This window comes from Pectobacterium sp. IFB5596 (assembly GCF_021432585.1).
Classification (GTDB): Bacteria; Pseudomonadota; Gammaproteobacteria; order Enterobacterales; family Enterobacteriaceae; genus Pectobacterium; species Pectobacterium punjabense.
Window position 1 is genome coordinate 279915 of the sequence record NZ_LXFY01000001.1, and the last position, 16529, is coordinate 296443.

Genomic DNA, 16529 nt, shown 5'->3' on the forward strand with positions numbered 1-16529 from the left:
GACATGGCGCAATCAGGCCGCTCCACGTTTGCGCAAAATCTTCTCACGCAGCTGTTGCTTTTCTTGCTCGCTGATAAACGCAATGTTCAGGCCATTCTCCTGCGCTTTACGGGTTTCGACTTCCGTCAGGCCAGCAAGGGGAGCAGCGACTTCATATTCATGACGGATCTCAATGCCTTGAACCGCGGGATCGTCTGTGTTGATAGTGGCTGGAATGCCGTAACGCAGGAAGTGGATCAACGGATGTTTATCCAGTGATTCCACCGTACTGGTTTGGATGTTGGATGTCAGACAGGATTCAATGCCAATCCCATGTTCCGCCATGTGTGTCATCAGGCGAGGATCGATAATCGCAGTAACGCCATGTCCAATGCGCTCTGCGCCCAAATGATTAATCGCCTGCCAAATACTTTCAGGCCCGGCGGCTTCACCTGCGTGAACGGTGATGTGCCAGCCAGCATCGCGAGCTTGTTGGAAATGAGAAGTAAACTGCGCACCAGGGTGTCCTAGCTCATCACCCGCCAAATCGAGCGCCACGATACGATCGCGTTGGGACAACAGGGCATCCAGTTCTTGCTGACAAGCTTCAGTGCCGAATGTCCGGCTCATGATGCCAATCAGACGAATGTCGGTATCGAAATCACGACTCCCGGCGGTAATACCGTCGATCACCGCTTCAACAACGCCAGCAATCGGTAACTTATGATTCATCGCCATATAGTAGGGAGAGAAGCGCAGCTCGGCGTAATCCAGCCCGGCTTTCATCGCATCTTCAACGTTCTCATAGGCGATACGGCGACAGGCGTCCAGTGAACCGAGAACGGCGACACCCCAGTCGAGTTTTTGTAAAAAACTCAGTAAGTCTGGCTCGTTTTTAGTGATCTGAACATGAGGGCGAAGTGCCTCAAGATCGTTGGCAGGTAACGCAATATTGAACTGACGTCCAAGCTCCAGAATACTCTGGGCGCGGATATTACCATCCAAGTGGCGGTGGATATCCGTCAGTGGCAGGAGTGAATCAATCATAATGTTATTGTCTGATTACTGTTTTTCATACGACAAAGTATAAAAAGAAATCGTGGTAAATAGCTAATTGTTACCGCTAAAATCCAAGCATTCTGGACAATCATTGAGCAAAAACAATCTGTTATTGGTTTTTTTGCTCTGTTTCTGGCGCATTCAACCTGGGGATAGCCCGGATATAAATAAGCTCGCTGAGTAGCTCGACTAAAGTTTGGCTGACGATCACGGCCGGAAGTAGCGGTAACGCGCCCGGTATTGCCAACGCGAGCGGTAGAATAACCAAAGAATTGCGCGTGCTGGCACTAAACGCCACGGACCGCCCTCCAGCAGAATCCAACCGGAACGCGCGGCTAGTCAACCAGCCGAGCAACGGTGCTAACAGTGCGAAAAGCAGATAAAACGGTACGGCGAGTAAAACCCCCTCCCACGTGGTTCGCAACTGAGGAATGACTGCCGCAACCACAATAAATAGTACCAGCGCGGTAGCGGGAACAGGTAGATAACCCAACGCATCCGAAAATACTGCCATCGTACGCTGGCGTAGCGCTAGCCATTGTAGAAGGGCAGCCAACGCTAAAGGCACGGCAATCAACCAGATAAATGCGTCGATAAAGGGCGCGAAAGCGATAAGCTCAGCGGCATCATGGCCAAGGAATAACGTCAAATAAAAGGGCAACGCCAGCATTTGTAGTATCAACAGTATGGGTGTTGCGGCCAACAGGCGGGTGGCATCGGCACGCCCCAAATGCGCGAATGTCACCACGTAGTCAATACACGGTGCAAGTAACACCAATATGATGCCCAGTTTGACCAACGGTTCGGTAGGAAGAAAGGGGAGCAGCGCCGCGACCAGCAAGGGGATTACGATGAAGTTGGCAACGAGCAGTGCGCCAATGAACCTAATCTGAGTGATGCTTTTTCCAATCGTAGTCAGCGGAACTTGCAGGAACGTGACAAACAGCATCAGTGCCAGCGCCGGATTAATCACGACATCCAGTCGCTCTGTTTCTGGTAGAACCATGGCTGCTGCCACTGCGGCTATTACAGCAAAAAAGTAGATCGCGGCCTGATAGGTTTCCATAAGAGGTTTCAGCGCGGACATGACGTTATCTCAATATCAAGCAGAAGATGTGGGGCAAAAAAACGGTGGACGAAAGGGCGTCCACCGTGTGTTTTAACGCGTAATGCTACCGAGCGCTGGATTATTGCGCTGGTGGCGTAACGGATTCTTCTTGTGCACCGGGCAGAGACTCTTCACCTTCTTCCGTGGGAACGGAGAAATAAGGCGCGATGAAATCAGCTAGCGATATTTTGTTGCCATTGAAGTCAATTTGACCATCAGCGTAGTGCAGTGAACTGGTAATCGCATTGTCCTTGGTGACGCTCAACTGGTTCATTTGGCCGATGTCCGCCATCATCTTAGCCTGCTGCTGCGCCATTTCTGTCGCCTGCTTTTGCTCTTCAGCGTTTGCTGGTTTTGGCCCTGCTTGTATCATTAACTCTGCCAGCATATCCAGAGGAACATTGAGTTTAGCATCGAGCTTTTTGACCGACTGACGAATGATTTTTTCTTCATCCGATACCGCCGCGTCAGCGGCTTTATCTGCGCTCTGCAACGGATCGGTTAAATCCAGCGCTAGCGTGAATGCCCCTTCGCCTTTGCTGTTTTTCCAACTGATTGGAGAGATTTCAACGCTCGGGTTGCCTTTCAGCAGCTGTGGCAGATATTGCAGAACAGACATGGCAACGTCGTGCTGATAAGCATCGGGGTCCATCGTGCTCGGGTCTTGCAACAGCTTCTGCACTCTTGCCTGATAGGCAGTGAGGAATTGCTTCGTGCCTTCGCCATCAAGCTGCGAAATAGACATTTTCACGTTACCCGAACCCAAATTGCGGTCACCGATAATTAAGGAATCCAGCGTAATGGCTATTTTGGCTGCCAAATTTTTGTCATCTTCTGTCGCGCTGCTTTGCAGAGAGAAGTTGTTGAGTTTAACGGGCTCGCCACCTTCTACGGTAAACGTCATGGATTTAAGAGATAGGGCGCCATCACCTAAATCAAGGTCGAATTTGCCTTTTTGATTGGTTCCCTTGATAGAAAAATCGGTGATATCGACATTTTCTGTCTGGCCCCAGGCATTCTTCCTTTCCATCTTCACGCTGCCGATGGTGGTATCTATCTTGCTGCTGCGCAGGTCATGCCCGATATCCAGCAAGATATCCGCGCCGCTGAAGGAAAATTTCTGTTCTGGCGTTTGATGGTCGATCGGCACCAGCGTAATGAGTGACTGTGTGTCACCGCTGTAGGCGACGCGGGTTTCTGCCGTAAAGAACGGCTTATCTTTAGTCAATTCAAACCAGGCTTTGACGGCTGGCGTGTTAGCCAACTCGGTATGGACAGAGCCCATCGCCGGTGCGAGGTTGAATTTCTTGAGCTGAGCCAACGGGAACGGCCCATGAGAGACCGTTTCGTTGAAGACAAGTTCTTCACCGGGCGCAAGGAATTGTGTGCCTTTTGCTGTGCCATCGCTTTGTAATACATAGGCTAGCGTGCTGCTGAATACGCCACCCTGATAGTCACGATAAACGACTTTCAACCCTGAGTTTGGGTAGGCTTGTTTAATCTGGGTATTCAACGTATCGGTAAAACCATCAATCTGCTGAGCCAACTGCTTGCCGGTGTACCAGGATGCACCGGTCCAGATGGCGCCCAGAGCAACAATAACGCCTACGGCGACTAGCGATTTCTTCATCTTTATTCATCCTTTAGTAAAAAATGCGCGTTTTCAACGCGAAACGCAGATAATTTTTCATGCGATACACGTGTAACAACAGTGTACGGAACGCGTTATCGGTTAAATACGCGAGCGAGACGCCCTTGTCCCTCAACCGTTATCGGTGACTCACTGGCGGAAATAAAGCAGGATTCTCCTGGGCGTAGCGAGAGTCGCTGCTCATTTTTTTGCAGGACGGCATGACCGTCAACGCAAAATACAACAGCAGCACTGTTTTGGCTGAGCGTTTGTGGATTTTCGCTCAGCTCGTGCAGTGAAAAAGCAAAATCATCCACAGGGATAGGGAAGCTGAGTTCATTACCTTGGCGCTGCGGCGTCGTCAGTAATTGGTTTGCTGGTTTGGCTTCAAACACGACATTTTCCAGTAGCTCTGGAATATCAATGTATTTCGGCGTTAATCCCGCACGCAGCACGTTATCCGAGTTCGCCATGACTTCTAATGCCACGCCTTTCAGGTAGGCATGTGGCGTTTGAGCAAACAGGAACATGGCTTCGCCAGGCTGAAGCGTAATCACGTTTAGTAGTAGCGGGGAGAACAACCCGCTGTCATCGGAATAATAGTGTGTAATCGCGCGGATCGTCGCCCAAGGTTCACCGTTCTGACTGTTTAGCGCGGCTTTCAATACGCCGAGTGCACGTGACTTTTGTTCGCCTTCCATACTGAGTAGATTGGTGAACAGCATGGCGAGGTTCTTCGCGTCGGGCTGTTGTAAAAACGCGACGATTGACGGATGTGCACTGGCTATCGGCTCGAGTAGATGCACAATTTCAGATAATTCTCGAAACCCGTTCATCGCCTGAAAAGGTGTTAACGCGTAGACCAATTCTGGTTTGTGATTGGCATCTTTATAGTTTCTTTCAGCCGCATCGAGCGGGATGCCAGCGGCATTCTCTTTCTCAAAGCCTTGTTCTGCTGCTGATTTACTTGGATGAACCTGAATGGAGAGCGGTTGCTCTGCGCATAACACCTTAAATAAAAAGGGTAATTCACCAAAACGCTGTGTAACCGCTGCGCCAAGATGAGTTATGGCGTCTTCGGCAATGACGTCACGTAAGCTGCGAGTGTTGCCTTTTTCATCAATAATCGCTGAACTACTTTTGGGATGGGCGCCCATCCACAGTTCTGCCATCGGTAAATTATTAGGGTTATCAATGCCATAAAGCTCATTTAAGGCGTGCTTGCTGCCCCAGGCGTAATGCTGGACACTATTGAGCATTTTTTGCATGTCGGCTCCCTGCTATTGCATTAAATTGTTAATTTTTGTGATGCCAGCTGTTAACTACTTGAATGATTATGAATACACTGCATCTTCTTCGCTTCATGGTAATGTTTTATGTAGCGCGATACCAGACCGTGTTAGTAGACACAATAAGTGTTATAGGCCAGTCAGTGTTATCAGAATAGGCCCAGCGATGTGATTCGATGTCTTCTATTATTTGAATCTGTGTTTTAAGGAGGAAAGGTAATGAGCACGACGCGTAGTGAAAAAGACTCAATGGGGCCAATTGATGTTCCTGCTGAACGTTTATGGGGAGCTCAGACGCAACGGTCACTGGAGCATTTCCGTATTTCTGAAGAGAAAATGCCACAAGCGCTGATTTATGCGCTGGCGCAAACCAAGCGTGCGGCGGCCCGTGTCAATATGGACCTCGCGCTTCTGCCTGCCGATCGAGGGAATGCGATTATTCAGGCCGCGGATGAAGTGTTAGCGGATAAACACGCGGGAGAATTTCCGTTAGCGATCTGGCAGACGGGGTCTGGCACGCAAAGCAATATGAATATGAATGAAGTGCTGGCTAATCGTGCCAGTGAGCTACTGGGGGGAGAGCGAGGCAACAATCGGCTGGTTCATCCGAACGATGATGTCAACAAAAGCCAGAGCTCTAACGACGTGTTCCCGACGGCGATGCATGTTGCTGCCGTGGTGGCGATCAACGAACATCTGATTCCTGAACTGAAAGTATTGCACGCGACGCTAGCATCGAAGGCTGAGCAGTTTAAGGATATTGTCAAAATCGGTCGTACGCATTTACAGGACGCAACGCCGCTGACGCTAGGGCAGGAAATCTCCGGCTGGGCGGCGATGTTGCAGCATAACCTGAAGCACATCGAAAACAGCGTGCCGCATATTTGCGAGCTGGCACTGGGCGGTACGGCGGTAGGAACCGGACTAAACACGCATCCTGAATATGCGGTACGTGTAGCAGCGGAACTGGCGGAACTCACCGGCCAGCCATTTGTTACCTCACCGAATAAATTTGAAGCGCTGGCGACCTGTGACGCGCTGGTTCATGGGCATGGTGCCTTGAAGGGGCTGGCAGCATCGTTAATGAAGATTGCTAACGATGTGCGTTGGCTGGCATCTGGCCCGCGCTGTGGCATCGGTGAACTGAGTATTCCTGAAAACGAACCGGGCAGTTCAATCATGCCGGGCAAGGTCAACCCGACCCAGTGTGAAGCGCTGACAATGCTGTGTTGCCAGGTGATGGGCAATGACGTCGCCGTGAATATCGGTGGAGCTTCTGGTAACTTTGAGCTGAATGTATACCGCCCAATGGTGATTCATAACTTTCTGCAATCGATTCGCCTGCTGGCTGACGGTATGAAGAGCTTCGATGAGCACTGTGCAGTGGGGATTGAGCCTAACCACGATCGCATCACCCAACTGTTAAACGAATCGTTGATGCTGGTAACCGCGCTGAACACGCATATTGGCTATGACAAAGCGGCAGAGATTGCCAAAAAAGCGCATAAAGAAGGGCTGACGCTGAAGGCGGCGGCGCTCAAACTGAACTATCTCACTGAAGTGCAGTTCGATGAGTGGGTCCGACCAGAAGAGATGGTCGGTAGCCTAAAGAAATAATGCCGCTGTAGTCAGCGTATTATCACATAGCCTGCCGATGTCTATTCGCAGGCTTTTTTTATTCCGGTGCATCGGTATACAGATGCAAACGCGGGATGAGCAAGCGCAGTTCGGCTGCTTTCGGTTTGTGCTTATGTTTGATGTTGTTGGCGTCATAAGGATTCAGTTCGCCGATGATCGGCACCTCGCCGCCGGATTCCTGCTGACAAAGCACGAGCAGAGGAGACGGGCAGGGATGCTGTACCTGTTTCTGCTGCTCGGGATACCACACGCGTGCGATGGGCTGCACTTTCACCGGACGCTTGATCTTCAATACCGCCTCTTCCGGCAGCGGCAATATGGCATCCATCTCCTGTTCTACATGCTCAATCCACTGCGCTTTGGTATATGGCGCCGCATGCTTTGCTGCGTTCAGGCTTTTGGTCAGTTTCTCCAGCACTTCACCACGCGTCATGTTTTTGATGATGTGCTTATTCGCCCAGCCAAATCGGACTGACGCCGGGTTCGTTATGAGAGTCAGCGAACGATAAGCGCTAAGCGTGATCAATCCTTTCAAATGCGTGTGGACGAACTCAAATCGTTGTTCCGGCTCTAGCCCCGACTCGACGGTAATAATCTGCTCCAGCTCTTTTTTCAGTGCGTTAATTTCCGCAATGAGCAACTGTGCCTGCTGATACTGCGCGGCGTTGACGGAAAAGCAGAGTGCGCCCGGCAAGCGTATTGCGCTTTTACTGCTGAGCGTTTCCGGGTAGTGGTGAATGAACAGACGCTGAAAATGCTCTAGCCCTTTATCACGAGCCTCTTGGCCAATGTACTGCGTGACGGCGATATGCTCGATAGGATCGTGCTCCGTTCCTTTTTCCACATGGGGAAGAGTGTAGACGCGGCCTGCCAGCAGTCGATACGCAGAGAATTGTTTCTGCATCACGGCTAGTTTTGTCTCTAAGGTTTGGAAACAGCGGTTCATGCGATCGATTAGTGCGTAGCGATTCATAGATAAACTTAATTTAGTTACAACATACTTATATTTATACTGTTAAATGCACACTTCAGCAATCGTGATTATCACTATTTTCAAGCAGGGCATTAGGGAAAATATAACGAGGAGTTTACCCTAGTTAGGTAAACTCCTATAAGAAAAGGGTTTAAAAGCGGCGTTTTAGTATCAGGCTGACTCCCAGTGCGAGGAATAAGAGCGTCGCAAGGAACACGGTAATCCCCATCCATCCAAATGAATGCCAGAAGAATCCCCCCAACGTACCAGCCAGGCTCGACCCTAGATAGTAAGAAAAAAGATACATGGATGACGCCTGTCCTTTGGCACGTCTTGCCCGTTGGCCAATCCAACTGCTAGCCACCGAGTGAGCAGCAAAAAAGCCGGCGGTAAAGAGCATCATCCCGCCAAAGATAGCGAATACGGGTGTCAGTGCCGTTATTCCCAGTCCTGTCAGCATCAGAAGGATCGCAACGCTTAGCACCGGGCCGCGTCCGTAGCGGGCCGTTAATGCTCCGGCTTTTGGCGAGCTGTAACTTCCTGTGAGATAAACCACGGAGAGTAAACCAACCACAGCCTGGCTGAGCAAGTATGGCGAAGCTAAAAGCCGATACCCGATGTAGTTAAACAGGGTAACGAACGCGCCCATCAGCAAAAATCCCTCAAGGAACAGCAGCGGCAAGCCCGCATCGCGCCAGTGCAGTTTGCTATTCAGCAGCAGCGTTTTTGGACGCAGTGAACCGGAGCGGAAATGGCGTGATTCCGGCAGAATGCGCCAGAACGTTATCGCCGCAATGAGCGCCAGTACGCCGATCGTACCGATGGCAACCCGCCACGGGAAATAATCCGTTAATACGCCGCTGACTAAACGTCCACTCATCCCGCCGATCGAGTTACCGCTGATATATAACCCCATCGAGAATGCCAGTACGCTGGGGTGAATTTCTTCACTCAGGTAGCTCATCGCGACGGCGGCGACGCCACTTAGCGACAGGCCGATCATCGCTCGCATAATCAATACGCCGTTCCAACTGGTCATGAACGCGCAAATCACGGTACAGATTGCTGCCAGCATCAGCGACACGACCATCACATTTTTACGACCCAGCGTGTCGGAGAGTGGGCCGGTGAACAGTAGCCCAAACGCCAACATCACCGTTGAAACAGAAAGCGACAGGCTGCTGGTTGCTGGCGAAATACCAAAATCCTGAGATAACACCGGCAACAGGGGTTGTACACAATATAGCAAGGCAAACGTGGCTAACCCGGCAGAAAATAGCGCCAGCGTGACACGCATAAATTGCGGTGTACCGCGCGTGATATAAGGCGTTTTAGCAGAGGGTTTCGGGACAATATCATCCGCACCGTTAGCCGTAGAAATAGGCCAATCATTTGGTGCCGAAGATGGCAGGTTACTCACAATGATTCCTTACCGGAAAAGGTAAATCAGGCGTAAAACAACAATGAAGCGATCATAGAAGAGTGATATTATTTTGTATAATATATTAATAATCATGATTGATATTTTTAAAATATGAATATCGAACTACGTCACCTTCGCTATTTTATTGCGGTCGCCGAAGAGCTACATTTCGGGCGCGCCGCGGAAAGATTACGCATTTCACAACCGCCACTGAGTCAACAGATTCAAATTCTGGAAGAGCAGGTGGGAGCAAAACTTTTAGCGCGTAACAACCGTAATGTTCAGCTCACCCCGGCGGGCACGATGTTTCTGAAAGAAGCCTGGTCAATCATCAGCCAGGTTGATCAGGCGGCAGAGCGGGCGTCCCGTATTCAACGCGGCGAGATTGGAGAATTAACGATCGGTTTTACGTCATCCGCACCGTTTATCAAAAAGATTTCCAGCAGCCTGCTGCGTTTTCGCCAAACACACCCGGAAGTCCATATTCAGATGATGGAGCTTAATACCAAACAGCAAATTGAACCGCTGCTGAACGGTAAGCTCGATATTGGCATTATGCGCAATAACCCACTGCCTGATGCGTTGGATCATCAACTGTTGTTGCGTGAACCGCTCATTGCCGTGGTGCAGGAATCTCATCCATTAGCGCTGCAAGCAGCAGGACGTGCGATAAACATCACACAGTTGGCGAATGAGCCGTTCGTTTTCTTCTCTCGCGCGGTCGGAACTGCACTGTATGACGATACGCTAACGCTGCTGAAACGCTATGGCATCAGCCCCTACATCACGCAAGAAGTCGGCGAGGCGATGACCATTGTTGGATTGATATCGGCAGGGTTGGGCGTATCTATTTTGCCTGCGTCATTCTTGCGTATTCGGGTTGATGGGGTGAAATATCTGTTGTTGGAGGAAGACGACGCCACAACGGAAGTCTGGTTGGTTACAGCGCGACATCACCCACAAAGTGCGGCAGCTAACATGCTTATGTCGCTGATGCTGGGCGGATAATCGTTAAAATATGCGTGCTAAATCACATAACGAATCAAATATTTGACGAGTTTAGTGAAAAGCCCCACCATACCCGCAGTTTTTTTATTTTGCAGCGTGAAAAATAGTCATGCTGCGATAATAAAGATAAATTTTTCAACAGCTGTGCCAGCAATAATACGAATCAGTAGGAGCCAGGTTTGTGATAACCGACGGTCAACCAGGACACATCGATCAAATCAAACAAATGAATGCCGGAGCAGTGTATCGGCTGATCGATAAGTACGGCCCGATATCACGTATCGAACTGTCCAAACGCGCTCAGCTCGCGCCCGCCAGTATTACCAAAATCGTCCGTGAACTGCTGGAAGCTCATTTGGTACAGGAAACGGAATACCAGGATGTTGGCAGCAGGGGGCGTCCCGCTATCGGCCTGATTTTGGATACCCAAGCCTGGCACTATCTTTCAGCACGTATCAGCCACAATACTCTATTGTTAGCGCTACGCGATCTCAGCAGTAAGCTGGTTGTGGAGGAAGAGATTCCGCTTCCCACAGAAGCGCCGCAACCGCTGCTCGATCGCATTTTGAATGAAATCGACCAATTTTTTATTCGACACCAAAAACGGCTGGAGCGATTAACAGCCATCGCGATTACCGCACCAGGCATGATTGATGCGAGCAAGGGTGTTATTCACCGGATGCCGTTTTATGACGTTGAGGAAATGGCAATTGGTCCGGCACTAGAACAGCGCACGGGCTTGCCCGTGTATTTGCAGCACGATATCTGCGCCTGGACAATGGCCGAAGCGCTGTACGGCGCATCACGCGATTGCCAAAATGTGATTCAGGTGGTGATCGACCATAACGTCGGTGCGGGAGTGATTACCGGCGGGCGTATTCTGCACGCGGGAAGCCGAAATTTGGTCGAAATAGGGCATACGCAGGTCGACCCTTATGGCAAACGTTGCTATTGCGGCAATCACGGCTGCCTGGAAACTGTCGCCAGCACGGCTAACATGCTGGAACTGGCGCAGCAACGCATGAATACCTCCATGAGTTCACTCTTACACGGTTCACCGCTCAGCGTTGAGAACCTATGTGATGCGGCGCTAAATGGCGATCAATTAGCCAAAGACATTATTAATGATGTGGGTAATAACGTGGGCCGCATTGTTGCCATTATGGTGAATCTCTTCAATCCCGATAAAATTCTGGTTGGTTCCCCCTTGAACAAAGCAGCCAGCATTTTGCATCCCGCCATTTTAGGCTGTATTCAACAACAGTCATTCCCACCCTATAGTAACAACATCCAGGTGGAAGCGACCCAGTTCTACAATCAAGGTACGATGCCCGGCGCAGCACTGGTAAAAGATGCGCTCTACAATGGATCGCTGCTGGTTAAATTGCTACAGGGATAACCATAAAGGTGTAGAGCAACAAAACATTGCGCTAACGCAAACCGCCCGAATGAGGCATAGCCTAGACTTTCACGCTTGGAAAGCATTTAGCTGTGCTTGTTTTGTTGTATTTAGGTGGTCTGGAGTTATCCCATGTTGAAACGTATTTTTGTCACTGGTACTGATACCGCCGTTGGCAAAACGGTGGTATCCAAGGCGCTATTGCAAAAACTGGCGCTGGCAGGTAAATCGGTGGCGGGCTACAAACCGATCGCAAAAGGGTGCGAAGAGACCGAAGCGGGTTTGCGTAATAAAGATGCGCTGTTGCTACAGGCAGCCTCTACGCTGGAATTACCCTATAACATGGTTAACCCCATCGCACTGCGAGAAGATGAAATCAGCGCCAGTGAAGAAGCGATTGATTACTGCACGATGACGCAAGGTCTACGCCATATGAGCGAAACCGCCGATATCGTAGTGGTTGAAGGCACGGGTGGATGGCGAACCATCATGAACGATCTGCGGCCATACTCCGAATGGGTAGTACAGGAACAACTACCCGTTGTGCTGGTTGTTGGCATCAAGCTGGGCTGCATCAGCCATGCATTGCTGACAGCGCAGGCGATCATCAATGACGGATTACCGCTGGTCGGTTGGGTTGCTAACCGCATTAATCCTGGTCTGGCGAATTACGCAGAAATTATTCATGTTCTGCGCAAAAAAATCCCGGCACCGCAACTGGGCGAATTACCTTACTTACCCCGCGCTGAGCAACGGGATCTCTCGCCTTATATCGATCTTTCTGCCGTCAGCGATTAATTTCTCCCATTTTCTATTCCCGCATCTCTGCGGGAATAAATTTTCTCCGCCATGCCACCTGTTATACTCACAGGCAGTTTTTCTTCTTATCCTGAAAATATAATGAAAACAGAGAATAACCAGAAACCAACACCTGTCCCACATCGTCATTGGATTTTAATTGCCTGTATGCTGGCTATGTTCACGGCAGCGATTGAGGTAACCATTGTCGCCACAGCGTTGCCCACTATCATCGCGGATTTAGGTGGATTTTCTCTACTAGGTTGGGTTTTTGCAGGCTATTTGCTGACACAGTCGATCAGTATTCCAATCTATGGTCGATTGGCCGATCTATACGGTCGTAAAAAGGTTTTCTTTTTTGGCATGGTTGTGTTTCTGCTGGGATCGATTCTGTGCGGATTCTCCACGCAGATGGGCTGGCTGATTGTCTTTCGCACCTTGCAAGGACTGGGTGCAGGCGCGATTACGCCAATTGCCTTCACCATTGTCGCCGATGTGTACAGCTCAACCGAACGCCCGAAAATTCAAGGTTATCTATCCAGCGTGTGGGGCGTTTCCGCCATCATCGGCCCGCTGCTGGGAGCATTTATCGTACAACATTTCAACTGGGCGCTAGTCTTCTGGGTCAATGTACCAATCGGGATATTTTCGATCTTCCTACTGGCTCGCTATCTACCAACGATCAATGCAGTGCGCCAACATAAATTGGACTGGGTTGGGGCATTTTATCTAGTAGTCTCCGTCGCCAGCTTGCTGATGGCGTTGCTACAGGCGGAGGTGTTTGGTTATTGGGTGATTCCGCTGCTCGCAATCTTCGTCGTAGGCAGTATCTTACTGGTTCGACAGGAGAAACGTACGGCAGAGCCGCTATTCCCGTTAGCACTGTGGCGCAATCGGGTCATTATCGCTGGCAATCTCGGCGGATTAGTTGTCGGGGCTGCCATGATGGGCGTGAGTGCCTTTTTACCGACGTTTATTCAGGGTGTCATGGGTAGAACCCCGTTAGAGGCGGGCAGCATATTGGCGATGATGTCAATTGGCTGGCCGCTGGCCAGCACGCTGAGTGGGCGCTTAATGCTGTGGACGTCATACCGGTTTACGGCGATGTGCGGCGGTATCATACTGATTATCGGCAGTCTGACGCTGCTAACCGTTCAACCAGATAGCAATCTCATGTGGGCCCGGCTCGCGGCATTTTTGATCGGTTCGGGAATGGGGTTAAGCAGCACCACGTTTCTGGTCTCAATACAAAACTCGGTGGACTACTCCATTCGCGGCATTGCGACGGCCTCCGCCATGTTTACTCGCATGCTGGGGTCGGCCTTGGGGACGGCAATTCTTGGCGCCACGTTGAACATCAACCTGCATTGGCGATTGCCGGAAGTGAGCGATCCGCTCCAAACGCTCATGGACCCAGCCAAACGCGTTTTGCTGAGCGCAAACCAGCTCGATACGCTGGCATCGCAAGTTGCTTCGTCAATTCATGGCGTATTCATCGTTTCCGCGCTCATCGCGGCTATTACGCTGCTTTCTGCCAGAATGATTCCCGCAAATCAGCGGCCGGGACATATCGAAAACGGAAAAAAATAGCGATAAAAGAAAAGGCGCGAAAGCGCCTTTTGACTCTCCAGAGGAAGAGTTACGGTGTGGTTGTCGGCTGGCCTTCTGCTGGCACAGGCATACTTTCCGTATTGACATCACCTTCGGCATGGCGGGTGTAAACAATTTTGTGTGAATCACTTTCGCAGTGACCAACCACCTGACCACCGGCCTGACTCACCTGATCGTTCGGGACAATATCCAGCGTAAAACCGGATTCAGGTACGCCATTGGCGATGATTTTCTGGGCAATATCCGCTTTCACGCTCTCGCAAGATGCCAGTGCAGCCAACGGAGCGACCAAGAGTAACGCGGCACCAAAAATGACGGTTTTTTTCATCTTTTGATCCTTTGCTCTGAAAAAAGTCTCTTTGAGTATATCAAACGATGAAGATAACGCGAAAATGCTGAGGAATCAGGCCATCAATGATGGCCAAAGCACGTTAAACACAGGGGCCGGTGGCGCAGCCGTACATCATAAACAGAGGGAAAAGGACGATAGCAGGAATCATGAGGGGAGCAAGCAACACCTCTTTGCCGGAGTTATCGCTGCTGTTGATAACCACAGGAATAGGCTGCGGTAAACGTCCATTTTGGGTCAGGCCGATCGATGACCCCTCTTTCTTACTGAATGTGCCGTTAGCGCTAAACGTGACTTCACCTTTTCCCATTGCCGTGGGAATGTTTGCCGCGAAGAGTTCGCGTAAATCAACTTCTTGCTCTTTGGTCAATCGGCGAGTATCAATCACGTTTTTATATCTTGCGTAGACTTGACCGTTACGGAGAGAAAAATCGACCCTCACGCCAAGGATGATGTCTTTGTAATCACGATAAAACGCGTAATAGTCCTGATATTCTTTTTGAGCTTTTGCGTCGGGGAAGGTGTAAACGTAGGTATTGGACTCGGCAATAATCGTTCCGCGATCGTTGGTAATATTCGTGATGTTATCCGTCTCTGGGTACGTGCTTGCGCACGAACTGATCAGTAAACACATGATGAACACGCCCCACCGTTTGATGTGAAAAGGGCGTAAAAACAACCGTGCTAAATCCATATTCATCCTGATGCACTCCATTTTGGATAAAATGCGCGTTGCTACGATATAGCGATAATCGTTGAATTGAAAGGAGATGTCACCTTTTGAGATCGGGCGAATTTGCTGTAATACGAAGGGAAAAGCGAAACACCCACGCTGGGAAGCGTGGGTAAAGAATCATGGGGTAACCGGACGACCAGTACTACGATCGAGGCAGCGTTCGGTCGTGTTTTCCCAGTAAGCATTGACGTTATAGCTGGCATTGCATTTTTCACGCCCATCAATGGCTTTTTCGGTTTTATCGAATTCTTTCTCAACGCGGTTGTTCACTTTGTTACGCAGTGAGCGGGTTGAGTCCCATTGCTCTTTGCTTTGACGCGCTGCTTCTTTAGACAACGCGCTGTCGCCAGAATCGACAATGATGTGACGCGTATCAGCCAGTGCGGCAGGCTGCCAGGCAGCAGAAACGATAACCAGAGAAAGCGGGATGAAGGCCCGAATCAAAGAAGAAAAAGAGTAGTGGTTCATGTTTCACCTTGACAGAACGAATGATAAAAACAAACGCCGATGCCGCAAACGATAGCACGCGCACGGCAAGCGATAGACAACAAAAGGCGACCGCCGTTCCCTGTAACCTTCGCGCGTCGTGCAAAACGAAAGGTTGCCTATAACGAGAAGTATACATCCTTCGCTTCAACGGCACTATAACCGCACGGCATTGCGCCAAAAGGTAAGAGAAAAGGGCATAAAGCATGCGTCTATGCCCTGGGTCTTCATGCTGTAATTGGCTATCAGCCTTCGCGATGTACGCTTAAACCGGCGAAAGATTGGCTGACCGGCATCATTTCCAGCGTGTTGATATTGACGTGGGCAGGCAGGGTGGCAACCCAGAAAACAGCCTCAGACACATCTTCGGCCGTCAGCGGCGTGGTGTTGTCATAGGTTTTGTTCACCTTTTCATCGTTACCTTTGAAACGTACGGCCGAAAACTCGGTTCCACCAACCAGACCTGGTTCGATATTCGTCACGCGGATTCGGGTGCCAGACAGATCGGCTCGTAACCCCAGGCTAAACTGCTGTACGAACGCCTTGCTGGCACCGTACACGTTACCGCCGGCATAAGGCCAGTTTCCCGCGGTGGAACCGATGTTAATGACGTGACCGACATTGCGCTCTACCATGTCAGGCAGCAGCGCGCGCGTCATAAACACGAGTCCTTTGTTGTTGGTATCGATCATATTTTCCCAATCGTCTACCGATGCTTTGTGTGCCGGTTCCAGACCCAGCGCAAGACCTGCGTTGTTCACCAGCACATCAATCGCCCGCCATTCAGCAGGCAGAGAGGAAACCGCCTGTTCTATCGCCTGACGATCGCGCACGTCTAATTTTAGCGTATACAACGCCTCACCCAACTCCACCTTCAACGCATCCAGACGTTCCTGACGGCGGCCCGTCGCGATCACTTTATGGCCCGCACTAATAAATTTACGGGTAATTGACTCACCAAACCCAGCGGTTGCACCGGTAACAAAAATAATCATGCTCTTTTCTCCCTGACCGTTTTCATGTTCTGCTTGTGCCTGATATCA

The 16529-nt window shown here is 50.3% G+C and carries 15 protein-coding genes; 5 read left to right on the forward strand and 10 right to left on the reverse strand.

Annotated elements, in window-relative coordinates; genetic code table 11:
* Positions 1-12: 12 nt before the first annotated feature.
* From add to manA, 4 genes are all read right to left on the reverse strand, one after another.
* On the reverse strand, positions 13-1026 hold the full coding sequence (gene add / locus A6301_RS01375) for an adenosine deaminase (RefSeq protein WP_234256908.1): 1014 nt from the start codon (positions 1024-1026) through the stop codon (positions 13-15).
* A gap of 121 nt (positions 1027-1147) precedes the next feature.
* On the reverse strand, positions 1148-2125 hold the full coding sequence (locus tag A6301_RS01380) for an arsenic resistance protein (RefSeq protein ID WP_234256909.1): 978 nt from the start codon (positions 2123-2125) through the stop codon (positions 1148-1150).
* A 100-nt stretch (positions 2126-2225) separates the two neighbouring features.
* The gene (locus A6301_RS01385; RefSeq protein WP_205542414.1) at positions 2226-3776 is read right to left on the reverse strand and encodes a YdgA family protein; all 1551 of its coding nucleotides are present in this window, start codon (positions 3774-3776) and stop codon (positions 2226-2228) included.
* A gap of 95 nt (positions 3777-3871) precedes the next feature.
* The gene (manA, locus tag A6301_RS01390; RefSeq protein WP_234256910.1) at positions 3872-5044 is read right to left on the reverse strand and encodes a mannose-6-phosphate isomerase; all 1173 of its coding nucleotides are present in this window, start codon (positions 5042-5044) and stop codon (positions 3872-3874) included.
* 240 nt (positions 5045-5284) lie between these two features.
* Here manA and fumC point away from each other — a divergent pair, with 240 nt between their 5' ends.
* On the forward strand, positions 5285-6682 hold the full coding sequence (gene fumC, locus A6301_RS01395) for a class II fumarate hydratase (protein WP_107169496.1): 1398 nt from the start codon (positions 5285-5287) through the stop codon (positions 6680-6682).
* Between the two features lie 58 nt (positions 6683-6740).
* Here fumC and tus read toward each other — a convergent pair whose 3' ends face one another.
* Both tus and A6301_RS01405 read right to left on the reverse strand, forming a co-directional pair.
* Positions 6741-7676 (reverse strand): DNA replication terminus site-binding protein, encoded by a 936-nt coding sequence (gene tus, locus A6301_RS01400; protein ID WP_234256911.1) that lies wholly within the window; start codon positions 7674-7676, stop codon positions 6741-6743.
* A gap of 151 nt (positions 7677-7827) precedes the next feature.
* Positions 7828-9096, reverse strand: a complete 1269-nt coding sequence (locus A6301_RS01405; RefSeq protein ID WP_234256912.1) for an MFS transporter — start codon at positions 9094-9096, stop codon at positions 7828-7830.
* A 114-nt stretch (positions 9097-9210) separates the two neighbouring features.
* Between A6301_RS01405 and A6301_RS01410 the strand changes: the two genes are divergently transcribed.
* From A6301_RS01410 to A6301_RS01425, 4 genes are all read left to right on the forward strand, one after another.
* Positions 9211-10107, forward strand: coding sequence for a LysR family transcriptional regulator (locus A6301_RS01410; RefSeq protein ID WP_205542424.1), 897 nt, complete (start codon positions 9211-9213; stop codon positions 10105-10107).
* Positions 10108-10288: 181 nt separating this feature from the next.
* Entirely contained in the window at positions 10289-11506 is a 1218-nt protein-coding gene (locus A6301_RS01415; RefSeq protein WP_234256913.1) for an ROK family transcriptional regulator, read from the forward strand.
* A 132-nt stretch (positions 11507-11638) separates the two neighbouring features.
* On the forward strand, positions 11639-12304 hold the full coding sequence (gene bioD, locus A6301_RS01420) for a dethiobiotin synthase (protein WP_107169502.1): 666 nt from the start codon (positions 11639-11641) through the stop codon (positions 12302-12304).
* Between the two features lie 102 nt (positions 12305-12406).
* Complete coding sequence (locus tag A6301_RS01425) at positions 12407-13894, forward strand: MDR family MFS transporter (protein ID WP_215483051.1); 1488 nt, start codon at positions 12407-12409, stop codon at positions 13892-13894.
* Positions 13895-13943: 49 nt separating this feature from the next.
* Here the strand turns inward: A6301_RS01425 and A6301_RS01430 are convergent, their stop codons facing one another.
* The 4 genes from A6301_RS01430 to ydfG form a co-directional block, all read right to left on the reverse strand.
* Positions 13944-14243 (reverse strand): DUF1161 domain-containing protein, encoded by a 300-nt coding sequence (locus A6301_RS01430; protein ID WP_205542431.1) that lies wholly within the window; start codon positions 14241-14243, stop codon positions 13944-13946.
* Positions 14244-14346: 103 nt separating this feature from the next.
* The gene (locus A6301_RS01435; protein ID WP_205542433.1) at positions 14347-14964 is read right to left on the reverse strand and encodes a hypothetical protein; all 618 of its coding nucleotides are present in this window, start codon (positions 14962-14964) and stop codon (positions 14347-14349) included.
* A gap of 153 nt (positions 14965-15117) precedes the next feature.
* Entirely contained in the window at positions 15118-15468 is a 351-nt protein-coding gene (locus A6301_RS01440; protein ID WP_107169506.1) for a DUF1283 family protein, read from the reverse strand.
* A gap of 263 nt (positions 15469-15731) precedes the next feature.
* The gene (gene ydfG, locus A6301_RS01445) at positions 15732-16481 is read right to left on the reverse strand and encodes a bifunctional NADP-dependent 3-hydroxy acid dehydrogenase/3-hydroxypropionate dehydrogenase YdfG (protein WP_205542434.1); all 750 of its coding nucleotides are present in this window, start codon (positions 16479-16481) and stop codon (positions 15732-15734) included.
* Positions 16482-16529 lie beyond the last annotated feature (48 nt).